Annotated in this window: 14 protein-coding genes; 3 read left to right on the top strand and 11 right to left on the bottom strand. The window is 48.9% G+C overall.

Going from position 1 to position 15,297, the window contains the following annotated elements:
* Position 1: 1 nt before the first annotated feature.
* A complete protein-coding gene (locus tag JNUCC32_RS10815) occupies positions 2-688 on the bottom strand; it encodes a response regulator transcription factor (protein WP_192572004.1) in 687 nt (228 codons plus the stop codon).
* A gap of 232 nt (positions 689-920) precedes the next feature.
* On the opposite strand from JNUCC32_RS10815, the gene JNUCC32_RS10820 reads away from it, so the two are divergent.
* Genes JNUCC32_RS10820 through JNUCC32_RS10830 form a run of 3 tightly spaced genes read left to right on the top strand, consistent with a single transcriptional unit; the run spans position 921 to position 3,362 of the window.
* Entirely contained in the window at positions 921-1,943 is a 1,023-nt protein-coding gene (locus tag JNUCC32_RS10820; RefSeq protein WP_192572005.1) for a DJ-1/PfpI family protein, read from the top strand.
* Positions 1,944-1,965: 22 nt separating this feature from the next.
* The gene (locus tag JNUCC32_RS10825; protein ID WP_192572006.1) at positions 1,966-2,604 is read left to right on the top strand and encodes a DUF2306 domain-containing protein; all 639 of its coding nucleotides are present in this window, start codon (positions 1,966-1,968) and stop codon (positions 2,602-2,604) included.
* Positions 2,601-3,362, top strand: coding sequence for a DJ-1/PfpI family protein (locus JNUCC32_RS10830; RefSeq protein ID WP_192572007.1), 762 nt, complete (start codon positions 2,601-2,603; stop codon positions 3,360-3,362). Before JNUCC32_RS10825 ends, JNUCC32_RS10830 begins: the two co-directional genes overlap by 4 nt.
* Positions 3,363-3,543: 181 nt before the next feature.
* Here JNUCC32_RS10830 and JNUCC32_RS10835 read toward each other — a convergent pair whose 3' ends face one another.
* From JNUCC32_RS10835 to JNUCC32_RS10880, 10 genes are all read right to left on the bottom strand, one after another.
* Entirely contained in the window at positions 3,544-3,780 is a 237-nt protein-coding gene (locus tag JNUCC32_RS10835; protein WP_009590590.1) for a DUF896 domain-containing protein, read from the bottom strand.
* 145 nt (positions 3,781-3,925) lie between these two features.
* Complete coding sequence (locus JNUCC32_RS10840) at positions 3,926-4,900, bottom strand: DUF1835 domain-containing protein (protein WP_228468934.1); 975 nt, start codon at positions 4,898-4,900, stop codon at positions 3,926-3,928.
* A 100-nt stretch (positions 4,901-5,000) separates the two neighbouring features.
* On the bottom strand, positions 5,001-5,486 hold the full coding sequence (locus JNUCC32_RS10845) for an RrF2 family transcriptional regulator (protein WP_096773598.1): 486 nt from the start codon (positions 5,484-5,486) through the stop codon (positions 5,001-5,003).
* A 627-nt stretch (positions 5,487-6,113) separates the two neighbouring features.
* A complete protein-coding gene (locus JNUCC32_RS10850; RefSeq protein WP_096773597.1) occupies positions 6,114-7,271 on the bottom strand; it encodes an AI-2E family transporter in 1,158 nt (385 codons plus the stop codon).
* Positions 7,272-7,531: 260 nt separating this feature from the next.
* Positions 7,532-9,751, bottom strand: coding sequence for an AAA family ATPase (locus JNUCC32_RS10855; protein WP_192572009.1), 2,220 nt, complete (start codon positions 9,749-9,751; stop codon positions 7,532-7,534).
* A 78-nt stretch (positions 9,752-9,829) separates the two neighbouring features.
* Positions 9,830-10,312 (bottom strand): DUF6530 family protein, encoded by a 483-nt coding sequence (locus JNUCC32_RS10860; RefSeq protein WP_192572651.1) that lies wholly within the window; start codon positions 10,310-10,312, stop codon positions 9,830-9,832.
* A gap of 323 nt (positions 10,313-10,635) precedes the next feature.
* On the bottom strand, positions 10,636-12,096 hold the full coding sequence (locus JNUCC32_RS10865; RefSeq protein WP_192572010.1) for an ABC transporter substrate-binding protein: 1,461 nt from the start codon (positions 12,094-12,096) through the stop codon (positions 10,636-10,638).
* Between the two features lie 69 nt (positions 12,097-12,165).
* The gene (locus JNUCC32_RS10870) at positions 12,166-13,062 is read right to left on the bottom strand and encodes a carbohydrate ABC transporter permease (RefSeq protein WP_009590583.1); all 897 of its coding nucleotides are present in this window, start codon (positions 13,060-13,062) and stop codon (positions 12,166-12,168) included.
* Positions 13,062-13,988: an ABC transporter permease gene (locus JNUCC32_RS10875; protein ID WP_009590570.1), complete on the bottom strand. Its 927-nt coding sequence runs from the start codon at positions 13,986-13,988 to the stop codon at positions 13,062-13,064. The genes JNUCC32_RS10870 and JNUCC32_RS10875 overlap by 1 nt, the downstream gene beginning before the upstream one ends.
* Before the next feature lie 30 nt (positions 13,989-14,018).
* The gene (locus JNUCC32_RS10880) at positions 14,019-15,284 is read right to left on the bottom strand and encodes a Gfo/Idh/MocA family protein (RefSeq protein WP_228468935.1); all 1,266 of its coding nucleotides are present in this window, start codon (positions 15,282-15,284) and stop codon (positions 14,019-14,021) included.
* Positions 15,285-15,297: the final 13 nt, after the last annotated feature.

Consider the following 15,297-nt stretch of genomic DNA (forward strand, 5'->3'; position numbering starts at 1 on the left):
GTCAACGACCCTCAAAGCGATAGCCTACTCCCCACACGTTAACGAGGAATTGCGGCTGGTTCGGATCAGCTTCGATTTTCTCGCGCAGCCGGCTGAGATGGACGCGGATCGTATGCCTGTCGCCCACCCCGTCCCAAAATTTCGCAAGCAGCTGGTCATAGGTGAAAACATGTCTAGGATGCTCTGCGAATACTCGCAGCAGTTCGAACTCCTTCGGCGTGAGCACGACGTTATTGCCATCCACGACTACTTCTCTTGTGGACAAATTTAACCGGAGGCGGCCGTAATCCAACACCCGCTCCTCCATTGGCCGCCGGGTCGCGGAGCGTCGCAGTACGGCTTTCACGCGGGCAACGATCTCCGCGGGAGAAGCCGTTTTGACGATATAATCGTCGCCGCCGAGCGTCAGCCCCCGGATTTTGTCCACGTCGTCGCTGCGGGCACTCAAGAAGAGAATCGGAACAGGGCTTTCCGCCCGAATCCGGCGGCACAGCTCAAATCCATTTTGTCCCGGCATCATGATGTCCAGAACCATGCACTGAATGGGATGCTGTTGGAATATGGCCCACGCCTCCTCCGCATCACAAGCAGTCTTCACGTGAAAGCTGTCATTCTCAAGAAAGTCCCTTAATAGTTCGACGATGCTTTTGTCATCGTCTACAACGAGTATCGTATTGTCTCCGCTCATGAAAATCCCACCTTTGCCATCTAGTTTATCATTTTTTTTGCAGGAACCGACGAGAGTCCATGAATTGTGATGGTTTGTTTATACTTTTGTGACCTTTTTACGACTTCGTTTGAGATATTCGTTTGTTAAACTTCTATTTGCGAACACGGACGGGACTTCATTCGGGAGGTCGTTCGGGCAATTCAGCCGAATCTACGCGATTCGTCATCGCATCAAAGACGGGAGGATCTATATGCTAACTGTACAAATCGTGTTATTTGATGGTTTCGACCTGCTGGATGCCATTGCGCCTTACGAGGTTTTTTGCGCGGCAGCGTCGTTTTGCGAACATGAGTTATGCGTGGAATTGGTTACGGCCGAAGGGTCAAGGGCTGTGGCTAGCGGCGTTAACGGATTAAAAATTGAAGCGAGCAGCCGACTGAATCCGGAATGCGCGGGCATCATTCTCGTACCGGGAGCGTCGGGCGAGGTCGAAGGTGATGGCCCCGATTCGATCCCAGCTATTTTGGGCCGGGCAATGAATACCGAATTGACCGGTATGATCGGGCAGGCACTCGAGCGGCAGGACATCGTAGTCGCTACCGTATGCGGCGGCTCTCTGCTGCTGGCTATGGGCGGACTATTGGAAGGGAGATCGGCGGTAACGCATCACCTCGGCATGGGCTTGCTTGGTGCAACCGGGGCAGTCCCGATCAAGGCACGGGTCGTGGACGACGGCAGCCTCGTTACCGGCGGCGGTGTCACATCCGGGCTTGATGTGGCACTGTACTTGGTGGAACGGGAACTCGGACCGCGCATCGCGCACGCGGTAGAGCAATTATTCGAGTACGAACGAAGAGGTACGGTTTGGAAGGGGATCGGCCTGGCACCAAGCACGCAGAAGTCTTTGCCGAACGCAGCAGCGAACCATGGGGCGTTAACTAACGCATCCTCGGGTCACCAACTCACGCAGGCATCTATATTCGAAGGGGATTGGGATACAATGATCGCTACGCCTGTGGGGAAAATGGAAGTCAGGCTCTCCATATCGGCAAGGAACGACATCATCGAAGGAACGGCAACGCAAGGAGATGAAACCATCCGATTCAGGAGCCCTGTGCTTCAGAACGGCAAGCTGGCCTGGTCGCTTCCCATCACGAAGCCCATGCGCCTGAACCTAAAATTCGAAGTTACCGCGGACGGAGATGTTATGACCGGAACCGCCAAGGCCGGCATGCTGCCGGCATCCAAATTAACCGGAACACGGGTTTCTTAAGATTCGGAGGTTGTGGAACTGCATGAAGAAACGGAAATCATTATACCGGCTGCTGGCCTGTGTCAGCCTTGTTTTTATTCTATACGCCCTGGTCAAAAACTATTGGATCGATCCCGGTGCCGCTGGTTTTTTAAGCCGTAAAACCGGGCTGAAGCGGGAGCTGAATCTTCCGGTCTGGTTGAATGTCATGTACGTTCATGTTGGATTTGCATGTCTGGCCATGGCGTCGGGCTTGATCAACTTTTCCAATCGAATGTTTGAAAAAAGCCGCAGGTTCCATCGTTTCAACGGCTACGTTTACCTCGTGTCCGTACTGCTGGTTGTCCTGACCTCCGGATATATGGCGCCTTACGCCACCGGCGGAAAAATCAGCAGCATGGGATTCAACGCGCTCAATCTGATCTGGCTGTTTGTCACCATTACGGCGCTCCTCCAAATCAAGAGGAAACGAATCGACCGGCACCGGAACTGGATGATCCGGAGTTACGCCTTCTGCTTCACGAACCTGTTGATTCATCTTATCACTTCCCTTGTTCATCAGGGTTTCGGTTTGGTTTACGCAACAAGCTACACCATTGGCCTCTACGGCTCTATTGCACTGCTGATTGTTATTCCTGAAATCATCATCAGAACGAAACGAAAGGAATGGGTAATCGAATGAAAAAAATAATTAGTTTACTTATGTCGTTAACACTGATACTTAGTTTGTTTGCTCCGGCTGCAAGCGCGAAAGCGAATAAGAATCAAGATGAGTTCAAAAACAGAAATCTGCATGTTCAAATCGTATTGTTTGATGGGTTTGATCTGCTGGATGCACTGGCCCCATATGAAGTATTCGCTGCAGCTGGAATGTACTCTGGAGGAAAAGTTACCGTGGAATTGGTATCCGCAGAAGGCAAGCGCTCGGTCCCGAGCGGTTTGAATGGCCCTTCCCTCAAAGCCGAAGCCGTCTTAGACCCTAATCGCTCCGGAATTATCTTGGTTCCTGGAGCTTCGGGTAAACCAGCAGGCAATTCGGAAGATGCCATTCCGAATGTGTTAAAAGGAGCCCTGCAAACCCGTCTCCCTGCGATGTTAAAAAAGTCCATGGATAATAAGGATGTTACGGTTGCCACCGTTTGTGGAGGTTCATTGCTGCTTGCTATGGGCGGCATGTTGAAGGATCGACACGCCGTTACCAATCAGATCGGAATGACTGCACTGAAAGCTCTCGGTGCAAATCCGATTGATGCAAGAGTCGTTGAAGATGGTCCTCGCCTGGTGACTGGTGGCGGTGTGACATCTGGACTTGATGTTTCCCTATATTTGGTTGAGCGTGAATTGGGACCTCAAATCGCAAATGCTGTTGAACAGTTATTCGAGTACGAACGAAGAGGTACAGTTTGGCAAGCTGAGGGCATTGCACCGATCAACTTTTAAACTGGTAGTTTACAAAGCAAAAATCAACCGTAACTCGTTCTTTAGCTCTAACTATCTGGTGATATATATAGTTTATTTCGCACAAAAAAACTCCACACCATACACAGGGTAAACGTTTGCCTATCCCTGTGCGGGTGCGGAGACCAATGAATCCAAAACAGAAACTAACCAAGCACGAAGCTTAATGGAGCTTTGACGTATTCTGTTTTTGCGTAATTTTCAGTTTCTCCGGGGTAACGTCCTCGCCATTCGGGTCCACAACTTTCAACGTAGACATGGTCGAGAGAACCTGCCCTCGGATGGCTTGCAAATATTCCTGACGAAGCTGCTGCTGTTCAGTGTATTCTTCTTGGCTCAGACCTTCGGTCTTCTGCTTGCGGCTCAGTTCATTAATTCTATGCAATGAAGGTATGGTCATGGTTATCTTTCATCCTTCCGTATAACAAGTTGTAACAGACAGTTTACTGTAAATAACCTGTGGTTGCAACTAATCCAAGGAAACCATGCCAAGATGCGAATGGATTTTCCAGCCAAATCAAAAAAGCCGCCCATTTGGCGGCTCCTTAAGCTTTAGGCAAACCTATCGAAAATTGATGGGGAAAGCCCGGTAACCCCTTGAACATGAGGACCCCCTCACTGACTAAAAACCAGATTCTGTGCACGATATAAGAATAACTTACGAATTGGCGTGAAATTTCGAATATACGATCTAAGACGTCCCCTGCTTTAACCAGATCACCAGAATGGTGCTGCTCTTGCAGTTCAGCGACCGATTGTAAGATAAGCGCATCCATTCGATTCTCTTCGCAGCCGATGACCCCGTCCTCTTCCCAGAATCGAAGAACATGATCCTGTCCTGCCAGCTCCAGCCATTCGGATTCGTACCGTCTCCTTAGATCCGAGTCCAGCGGAATCCCATCACCATAAGTTTTAACGATTTCAATGTAAATCTCCCGCTCGATCCTGGATTGATAGACTGGGATCTCACCCTTATTCAGCTGCATACTCGATTCTTTGAGAATTTGCGTCACATTCACCACATGAACGCTTTTCCGCCCCCTCAGCAAGTACGATGCAAAGCGAAGCCCGGTTTGATCATGGGCGTTATCCGCGCACCAAATGACCACGGTCTTGCTCTCCGGTATGGTCTTTAGTGTTTGAATCATCCGCTCAATTTGGTGCTCTTGGTTAATCATGTTGGAAAAGTAGGCTTCTTTGTCGTGTTCCATCAACCAGAACTGCCTGCGCTGCTGCCCTTCCGCTGTGCTTAAATCCCTGATAGGGCCGGTGGAAAAGCATTCATTAAATGCTAATACGCGGGATTTCTCCCGATTCCCCACTTGACTGAGCGCCACTTTTAATGAACCGGCATTCGAGAGACTGAAAATGATATGAACATGCGTTTGGAGATTCTCCTCCTGCAGCCGCTCATGGTGAACGATCTCTGCATGATGTTCGATCAGCTTGTACAATCGCTCAGCAGCCCTTTTCTCTTCATGCCCGACGTTCGTGGCATCCTGGATCGCTGTGTTCAGCAACCGACGGAGTAAAAGCCAATTCTCTCTTTCCCCAAACCCTTGCAATTTCTCGTATAGCTTATCGATAAGGATCCCTCCGAAGCGAAGTTCAACTGTTTCGTCACCTCTTGTTAGTCGAGCAGCTGCCGCGTTTGGAAGCAGCATCCAATACCGATTGGATCGTTTGCTCCTCCAAGTATTGATTCAACTGCCGTTCCGCACCGTCCATCACCTGTTTGACCAGACATACGCAAGCACCCGGGTTGTCTTCCTTCCTGTCGCTAGGCTTCTCTTCGGTTAGCAATCGATGCTGCTGCGAATTGAGATTGGAGCATTCAAACAGCTGCTGCCTGCCTTCGATCACTTGGATCACTTCTAAAAATGTAATCTGCCGGGCCGGCTTTGCCAGCTCATAACCACCGTTTACCCCCGGCACGGCACGCACGATTCCGTCCTGTCTCAGCTTGGACATGATTTTGGACAAATAGCTTTCCGAAACGCCTAGTGTCGCAGACAGCTCCTTGATTCCGATGTTGTGGTCACGCTCCGATTGAGCCAGATGAATTAAGGCGTGCAGAGCATAGTCAACGCTTTTGGAAAACTGTATGGCGGTTTCCCCCTTTGCTTTATTTTATTTACCATAGACCCATGATATCCATTATATTGATTCAGTTTCTTATTTGCAATGAATCCGCGAGGGTCAGAATAAACCATGGCGACTTCCTCAAACAACAAAGACCAGGACCAAGCAAGAATCATTAAAAGATATTACCTTCAAGAGCCGCCATATTTTATGCTTAGGGCGGCTCTCCTACCTCCCACCACCCTTGTGGGAGATGTGCTCTTCTCCAGTGACCTGGCAATCCATTAGCTTCGAAGCAGTGAAGAGGACGAATCGATTCCGGAAAAGCGGAGCGGTCGCCTTTGGAGCCGAATTTCAACCCCTATCATACAATCCAGAAATTCGGCGACAACAGCGATTGGAGGAACGATACGTACGCGGAGCTTCAAATGTTAACTCTTCGAAGCTCTCGCGTAAAGCAGCTCTCTTTAAAGCCGCTTTCACATAATTCACCCATCTTTAAAGCGTCCACGATTAAGCTTTACTCCGGAACCTCGAACATGAAAAAGCCGCCAAAACGGCGGCTTCGCAAGCGCAGCTTCATACGCTTCTATGGATCTCGGTTAAAGTTTATCAAGGTTACGCCTCCTATTCATCAATAGGCACGCCTTGTTATTTGGACATATGGCCATCATTCGAAGGATCGTATAATCCCGATGTGTTCTTGAACCATTCGAATATATGGGTAACGCAAACCTTGAGAACAGCGTAGCCGGGTACGGCCAACAGAATGCCAACCACGCCGAACAGATTGCCGGCAGTCAGTATGACAAAGATAATCGTAATCGGATGAATTTTCAGCGTTTTGCCCATAATTTGCGGAGAGATGAATTTGCCCTCGATCAGCTGTACGATCGTCCATACCGCCACCATCTTCAGCAGCATCACCGGCGAAGTGACCAGAGCCACTATCAACGCGGGCGTGATCGCAATGGCAGGCCCCAAATAGGGGACTACGCTGGTGAACGAGGCGATGATGGCAAGAATAAGCGCGTAATCCAGGCCGATGATCATGTACCCGATGTACAGCAGAATACCGATGCAGACACTGACAATAATCTGACCGCGGATGAACGAACTGATCTGGTGATTGATATCCTGAAGCACATGCAGGATCCCCGAACGACTCTGGGTCGGCAGGAACGACAAGATTTTCCGAGGCAGCTTTTTGCCGTCTTTCAGCATATAGAACAGGACAAAAGGAACCGTAATGATCGACAACACGATCTCCGTAAACGCGCCAAGGAAACCGCCTACCTTGCTCCATGTCGAGTTCAGGATTTCGGTTGCTTTCTGCGTTATCGTGCCCCACCATTCCTGGGAGTTGATGTTCACGGCTTCTTGCAGCTGACTATACAACTGGCTGCCGGTCAGCTCTTCAAACTGCTGCCTGACTTTCTCGCTGTACGTCGGGAAATTGTCTATCAGACTCATAATCTGGGTGCGGAGCACCGGAATGACCGCCAGCACCACAACCGTCAAAATTCCGGCAATCAACAGATATAATATCAGGATGGACCATCCGCGTTTGATTTTCCTTTTTTCCATCATATCCACCAAGGGATTCAGCAAATAATACAGGATTCCGGATAAAATGATCGGCAGCACGATCGTCTTGATCAGAACCGCGATCGGATGCAGAACAAACGAGATTTTGCTTAATACCATGACGTTTAAACCGACCAGCAACAGAACAAGCAAAAGCAGCACAAACTTATTGTTTAGAAAAAAGCGCTTGAACCGATCCGGCCAAATGCGAGGTTGCTCCATATATGTCCTCCCTTATTTAGGTTTATCGATTCCAGACACAAAACTTGCATCGATGCAAGCCCCTATGGCGTCAAGATAATCGAGCACAGCTTCGCTAACTCCATTCTTTTAACTATAATGTTTCTTCAGGGCACATGTCCAGTCAACCAAGGGCCAGCATGAGGGTTCGTATTTATGGTCGGTCATCTCATGATGGAATAAGCCTGCGTGTCATGAAGACACACAGGCTTAAGCTGTACAAACACGCTTCACCCACGGTTTTATAAGTACCGAGAAATGATGCGCACTAATTTTGCGGGCAGCTCATTCAGGTTGGTAATGTCCAGAAACCTCTCGGCACCATAAATCCGGCTAATGACATCCTTGTCTTGTCCGATGGCGGCAGCCAGAAATTTGACTCCTTTTCTTTCATATTCGGATAAGGTCTGCTGCATGTCTTGAATGGCAAGACTTCCGGTATAGTCTTCCATCGCCTTAGGCTGCCCGTCGCTGATGCTGATCAACAGCTTGGTCTGCTTCGGTGAAGCTGCCAGCCGTTCCGCCATGATCCTTAACGCCATACCATCCCGATTGTTGCTTCTCGCGCGGATTCCCATCAACCTGAAGCGATCGCGAACATCCGGATGATCATAGTCGGCATAAGCGAAGATCGACATCTGCTCCAAGCGGGACACATCGGCCGTATCGCCGTAGATCAGAACAGGAATATGGCAAATCTGACAAAATTCATAGACCGCAATGACCGCACGCTTGGCTGCCTCCAATCTACCGAACGCAGCCATCGATGCGGATTCATCGACCCTCAGTCCGACCACAAGACCAGGGGATTCCGTCGGAGGACGTTTCTTGGCAAATAACCTGAAGTCCCGGTAGGCTACGCTGTCTGCCTGAAATTTTGATCCATAGTATTGATTTTTGGCATACTCCGCGGTGATTTCGTGCTCCAAGAGCGGCAGCGTTTTTCTGGCGATCTCCCGTACAACCGGCATAAGCCCCTGACTTAACCGCCCATATTCCTCCTGTAGGTTCGGATCATAATCAGGGCGATGAACGATCAGCTTTACCGACCGATGAAGAGAATCGGACACGATTTCTCTGGAAACCCGATTCAGCTTCTTGCGGAAATCCCGTTCCTTCTGCTTCTCCTCTTCCGACATGGGCTCAGGATTAGCCTGGTGATAATTCGGCTTGCCCTCCTCGCCCGAATCCGTGCTCTCCATCTCCGCTGATTCATCCGATGAAACGGATGTGCTGCCTTCGCTCTCAGCGGATTTTTTTAAGCGGACCCCTTCTTCCCCGGCTTGCTGATCCGGATTGGAGTCAACATCCATATCGATTTCCCAGGTTGAGATCTCCACGGCATCCCCTCTTCGTTTGCTTGGGGGTTCAACCGGAATTTCGTCCAGCAGCCCCAACAGGCCTTGGCCTTCCAGCGCATCTTCCAGCAGTTTGATTTCTTCCGGATCGGTCGTAATCTTGTAGATCACTTTGTGATAAAGGGATTCTCTTGCAGAAGATCCCTGAGCCACGGCATCCGCCCAATAGAAATAGGAACGCATCCCGGCAACCCCCTTAATGGCATTGGCCCGGGCTGTTTTGTCCAACAGAATGATGACCCTTGCGAGGATTTCCAGCATTCCATCGTCCTCGCAGCCGATTTTGGCCTTTGCGCGCTCCATCATCATATCCTTGGTTGGCAGATCCATTTTCTCCGAATGCTGTATCCTGTCTCGCAATGCTTCATTTAGCGGCCTGGATCCCGCATAACTGCGGTTGGCCGTGATCACCGCAATGAAATCCGGATGCCTGTGCACGATACCCATCGGCAAATTCAGCGTGCCGCCGGGCTCAAGCGCGGAATTCAGCGCCATTAATACGGCAGCATCACGTATCACGTTCGGTTCCTGTATTTCCAGCAGATAGCCGTTCTGAAAGGCTCTGACGATCTCGGAAGCGTAAAATCGATATTCTACCGCCTTATTCTCTGCGGCATTCGCGGCCAGCTTCAATACATGCTTCATCTTCGCTGAAGCATGCTCCCGCGAAATTCCCAAAGCCTCCATTAGAATCTCCGTCGAACTTCGAAAGCCGTCACTATCGTATAGGGCTTTCAAGGCAGCCTGATCGGCAGGTTCCAAGTACTCTATTTGATCGGAAGTAATGACCGGTAAAATGGCTCCGATAATATCCGATTTATCCATATCGGCAAAACATGTGACTTTGGTGTAGGGGAGCCTGAAGTTCGCGGATAAAGCTTTGGCGAGCTGCGTCTTTCCGGATCCGGCATCCCCCTCTAACAAAACATTGGCGATTTTCATCTCGCCCCGATCCCAATTCCGCTTAATTTCATTCGAGATTCGCCGTTCTTCCTCACTTCCTTTATGCGTTAACGGTTTTGTCCAGACAAGGCTCTTTTCTTCTTCGGTCAATGCTCTCCCGGGAGACAGCACGTAATATTCATTGTCATTCTGTTCTAGCATAACCTATCTCCTCCAAGCTTTTCCCAGCGTGGAGGGATACTCTCGCTCCATTCCCCCGCTATCCGGGATGCCTCCTCATTATTCGTACCCCAATTCTCTCAATGCTCTGGTTAATGTCCGCAGTCTTTCACCAATCATCTCGCCGTTATCGCTCAAAGCCTCGTTAAACAGCCTGATATCCTCATGGATCTGTTCATTGTCCGTGCATACGGCTACCGTCATGGCGCTTCCCTGCAGCCCGATCCGGTCGATCACGGGATTCTGCGGATCATAGAGCTGCTCGTATCGATAGGCTTCGCTAAAATGCGCCAGTGCGCTGCAAACGAGAATAGACAAATCCAGAATGCGATGAATCGGAAGCTCTAACGATTGTTCGGTTGCTTGCTCGTCCACATTTCTCCACACTCTGGCAGCAACATTTGCCTGGCCTTCCTCGTTTCCCTGAGACAGTCCGAGGGATAACGCCCTGACATCGGTGGCGCCCGCAAACCGCCCATCGACCTCCCCATAATTATCCGACACAATGACAGGCTTATGATTCATAGAAGCGTGTATGTCCATCATTTCTCCTCTTTTCTCAAAAATGGATCTTACATAAACATTTCAAGCGCATCGTTTGCCATAGAACATATAAGTAATGATTAATGATTATTATTCTGATAAACATTTTTATTATTCATCTATTTATATAATAGACATATTTTATTTTGTTGTAAATACCTGACTGGTAACGCCCAGCAAAGCGTGAATTTATGAATTGAACAAAAAAGAAAAGAAGCATCCCCATGTTCAGGAGATACTTCTTCGGAATTAATGATGGTATGGTCTGTTTCACCGACAGTTCTCAATTTCAGCCGCTTCGTTGCTGGAACACGGAGAAACCCCTATTGTTTAGCTGCCAAGAATTCATCCAGCTGACGCTGTATCTCGGCGACATACTCGTCAATCCCAGCCGCCTTCAGCTTCTGGATCGCTTTGGGATACTCTGTCTCAAAATCGACAAATCCGGAACGGATCGCAGCTAGATCTTTGCCTGCGACTTCTTTCAAGGATGTCTCGATCAACTTAACCTTTTCGTTATTGAATCGGAATCCCAAGGATTCGGATCGAACAGCCTGATCATCCCAGCTCTTATATTGATCGATGGATTCCTGGGCCACGTTCGGCCCGAACAATTGGTAATTCTGGTTTCTAAACATCCATTCATAGAAGAATTCACTCGGGGTGAGCTTGTTGATTCTTCCGTCCACGATCTCGTAGTCCTTGCCTTCGACGCCATAGAGAGCAAACTGGTAATTTTCCTTGGATTTATAAATCCAGTTCACAAACTTCATGGCTCCTTCCGGATTCGGAGCATTGACTGGAATGCCCAGAACTTCCCCGCCTGTGGCGGTCACATAACGCGGCTTATCCTCGGCTAACAGGTAGGTCTTAACTTCGGCATCCGGGGCATTGGCTTTGATGGCATCAACGATTTCCATTTCCTTGCCCAGAGATCCTTCCACCCATAAATATAGGCCGGTCTGCATGCGGGAGTCTCTCTCGTTGTATTTGATGGTCAAATCCTCTGTGTATAAACCTGCTTCATACATTCCCCGGTTAAATTTCGCCACTTCCTGGAATGCTTCCGTTTCATAATAGCTGTATGCTTTCTTGCTGTCTTCCCCGAATACAACCAAATCTTCGACGGCGATCCAGTTATATTGTTCATCGGTAAAGTATCGAGTCAACGGTTTGAAGATAATGTCGGCGGGGCCTTTCATTTCAGGAAACTTCTCTTTCGCCTTGGTCGCGAAATCTTTTAAATCGTCGGGTGTCTTCACGTCGGTCATCCCCACGGCTTCCAGTATATCCTGTCGGACGGCAACCAGCTGGTACATGGCCGAGGACGGTGCATAGGCCGACGGAATGCCGTGAATTTTCCCATCGATGGTTGCGCCTTGAAGCTGTTCCATCGGCAAAACTTTCAACATATCCTGACCATATTCCTGGATTAAATCATCCAGAACCATGGCTTGTTTCTTGTTGACGATCGTGGAAAGATCCGGAAGACCATCCCAATACAAATCGATCGGTTCGTTCGCGGCCAGCATGATATCTTTCTGTTCCCAGTACTGGGCCCACGGCACATATATGACTTCGACCTTTAGACCGAGATCGGCAGCCATTTTCTCTGCGAATTCATTGTTTAAAAATTCGTTCATGCGATCGCTTCGTTCCCCCGGATACAAAATCGTGACGGTTTCGAGCGCGGCTGCCCCCTCTTTTTTGCCGCTGCATCCTGCCATTACCGAAACGGATGCGATCAATAAAACCAACAAGATCAGCATTTTTTTTGCTTTCATGAAAGACCCTCCCTATGAAATGGTTAATCTATGTTAAAAGCCTGAATCGGCCAATAACCACGCAGGTGTCTATTCTTTTACCGCTCCGGCCATAATCCCGTGCACGAAGTATTTTTGAATGTAAGGATACAGGAAAATGATCGGACCGATCGTGATGACCGTAATGGCCATCTTCACGGTTTCGGCAGGCAATGTGATGTTGCCCGATGCCCCTGACGGAATTCGTCCGGAACTTATCGCATTGACGTTCGACAGAATGTTGTAGAGGAAATACTGCAGCGGAAACAAATCGCGTTCGTTAATGAAGATCAGCGCGTGCCACCAATCATTCCAATATTGAAGCGCATACATTAAGCCGACCGTCAGCAGTGCGGTTTTACTTAACGGAAGGGCTATTTTGACATAGATCGTAAAATAATTGGCGCCGTCCATCTCGGCCGCTTCATATAAAGATGGAGAAATGCTTGCAAAGTACGTTCGCATCAGAAACATGTTCCATACGCTGAATATGGACGGCAGGATCAAAGCCAGAATGCTGTTCTTCAACCCGTAATAATTGACGCTGACCATGTACCACGGTATCAAGCCGGCCGAGAAGATGATCGTAAAGTTGCTAATGAAAGCGAGCACGTTGCGGTATTTCAGCTTTTTGATAGATAGGGAAAAAGCAATCATGCTGGTAATCAACAGAGCCCCGAACGTCCCCACAGTGGTTACAAACAGGGTAACGCCGTAGGATTTGAGCAGTTTCATTCCACTATTAACAAAGATATATTTATATGTATCCAAGCTCGGGCTCAGAGGGATGATCGAATATCCGTTTCTTGCAACGGCCTGTTCCGAAGAAAAGGACACGCTTAACGTTAATACAAGAGGATACAGACAAACGAGTGCGAATAAGCCAATGAATGCATAGGCAAAGCCAATCACCAATTTATCGCCAAGCAATCTATTCTTTTCCATCATCAAAATAGACCCTCTCCGTCGTTTATTTTCTTAGCGGATTTGTTAGCAGCCGTAATCAGGATCAAGCCCATCAATGACTGGAATAGCCCGATGGCCGTCGAGTAAGAAAAGCCCAGCGTACGCATCGACTGATAAACGTAGGTATCGATGACCGTTACTTCTTCAGCCAGGACCGGGTTGTTGCCAACGATACCGTAAATCATCCCAAAGTCCCCGTAGAAGATTCGTCCGACGCTCAGCAAGCTTAAAACGATGATCGTTGGCTTCAGCATGGGCACGGTCAAGTAAAGAATTTGCTGCAATTTGTTGGCGCCATCCACCTTGGCCGCTTCGTATAGGCTCCCGTCAAAATTGGACATCGCCGCCATGTAGACAATGGAGCTGTATCCGCTCCATTTCCAGACGCTCGACAGAATGATGATCCACTTCCAATACTTTGGCTCCGAGTACCAGGAGATCGGCTCTGCACCGAAGAACTTCAAAATATGATTCGCTACGCCCACATCCGTGGAGAAGATTCCGTACAGAATCGCACCGACAACGACCCAAGATATGAAATACGGAAAAAACATCATGCTTTGCGCGATCTTTTTGTAGGCTTTATGCCGGATTTCATTGATCAGAATGGCAATGCTGACAGGAATGATAATGCCTAAGATGAGACCGAAAAAGTTGATATACAGCGTGTTATAGGTAACCTTCCATCCCATGCTGTTTTCCGAAAAAAAGTATTTGAAGTTGTCCAGACCCACAAATTTGCTGCCGAAGATGCCGTCGACCACATTGAAGTCGGTAAACGCCATCCATATCCCGGCAAACGGGATATAGGAGAACATGATCAGCACGATCAGCGCGGGCACGCACATGAGATACAGGATCCTGTGTTTTTTTATTTCATAGAGAAATCCCTTGACAGCCGAACTCATTCCATCACCCCTTTGCATGTGATTACACGACTATGCTGTAATGCCTTGCTGCAGCTTCATCTTTAGTTCATCCAGATCGATCACGGTACCGGTAATTCTCGCCTCTTCCGCGGCATAGGCCATCATATGGCTTTCAACGGACATGTCGATGGAGGATCTGCTGCTGAAGTCGGCATTCCCCAGATTCTCCAAGAAGTCATTCATCAGACCGGTGTCGCCGCCGTTATGTCCGCCGCTCACCGTTGCCGGCCGAATGACGGTTTGCTGTACGGGTTCTGCCATATTGGAGTTAAAGCGGGTGACTTCGATAATGTTCAAGTTATCGTCGCCTCGGATTTCCCCATGCTCGCACATGATTTTGAGCGTACGGTACATTTTGTTTGTGAATCCGCTTAAATTAAACGTTGCCGTTACCCCGTTTTTGAATTCGATCAGGGTGACTTGATGGTCGCATACATCATTGTCAAGCCGATATACGCAGCGTCCGTAAGGACTCGTTGCTAGCGCTTGGAGCAGTCCCTCTTCGCTCTGATCCGCCGAAATGACGGTAGCGGGCCATTGGCCCCTTATCGGCAAATAGGCTTTTCTTGCGTCGAATCGGCAGTTCGCGGCTGCCTTACAATCGAGGCATCGTTCCGCACTGCCTGCCGGTGCATTCTCCTCTTTGAAATACGTAAGGCTTCCATACGATGAGATACGCTTCGCCCCGCTGTCCACAAGCCAGGATAGAATATCCATGTCATGACAGGATTTCTGCATAATGATCGGGCTCGCCAGATCGCTTCTTCTCCAATTGCCTCTTACGAAGGAGTGTGCCATATGGAAATTGCCGATGTTCTCGTTGTGCTGTATGGTCACGATTTTCCCGAGTTCATTGCTATCGATGATTTTCTTAATTTCCGCAAAGAAGTTCGTATATCTGAGTACATGGCATACAATCACCTTGCGTCCTTTTTCATTGGCTTTCTCCTGAATTCTCATGCATTCTACCGGACTTGGTGAAATGGGCTTCTCGAGCAAAATATCATAGCCAAGATCAAGCGCCATCATCGTTTGCTCGTAATGGTCCTTGTCCATGGAAGAGATGATGACGGCATCGCAAATTTTCCCCATTGCATAAAACGCATCCACGGATGCAAATTGTTTCTCCAGCGGAATCTGAAACTCATCCGCCGCTGCCTTTCTTCTGCCGGCATCCGGCTCGATGACCGCCACGATTTCCTCGCTTTGGTAAGCGTGCCTTGAATAGATCATGCCTCTTTGTCCTGCACCAATTAATGCTAGTTTCAACTCCATAACCTCCAGCGAG

Source organism: Paenibacillus sp. JNUCC32 (assembly GCF_014863545.1).
Lineage (GTDB): Bacteria > Bacillota > Bacilli > Paenibacillales > Paenibacillaceae > Paenibacillus_AQ > Paenibacillus_AQ lautus_A.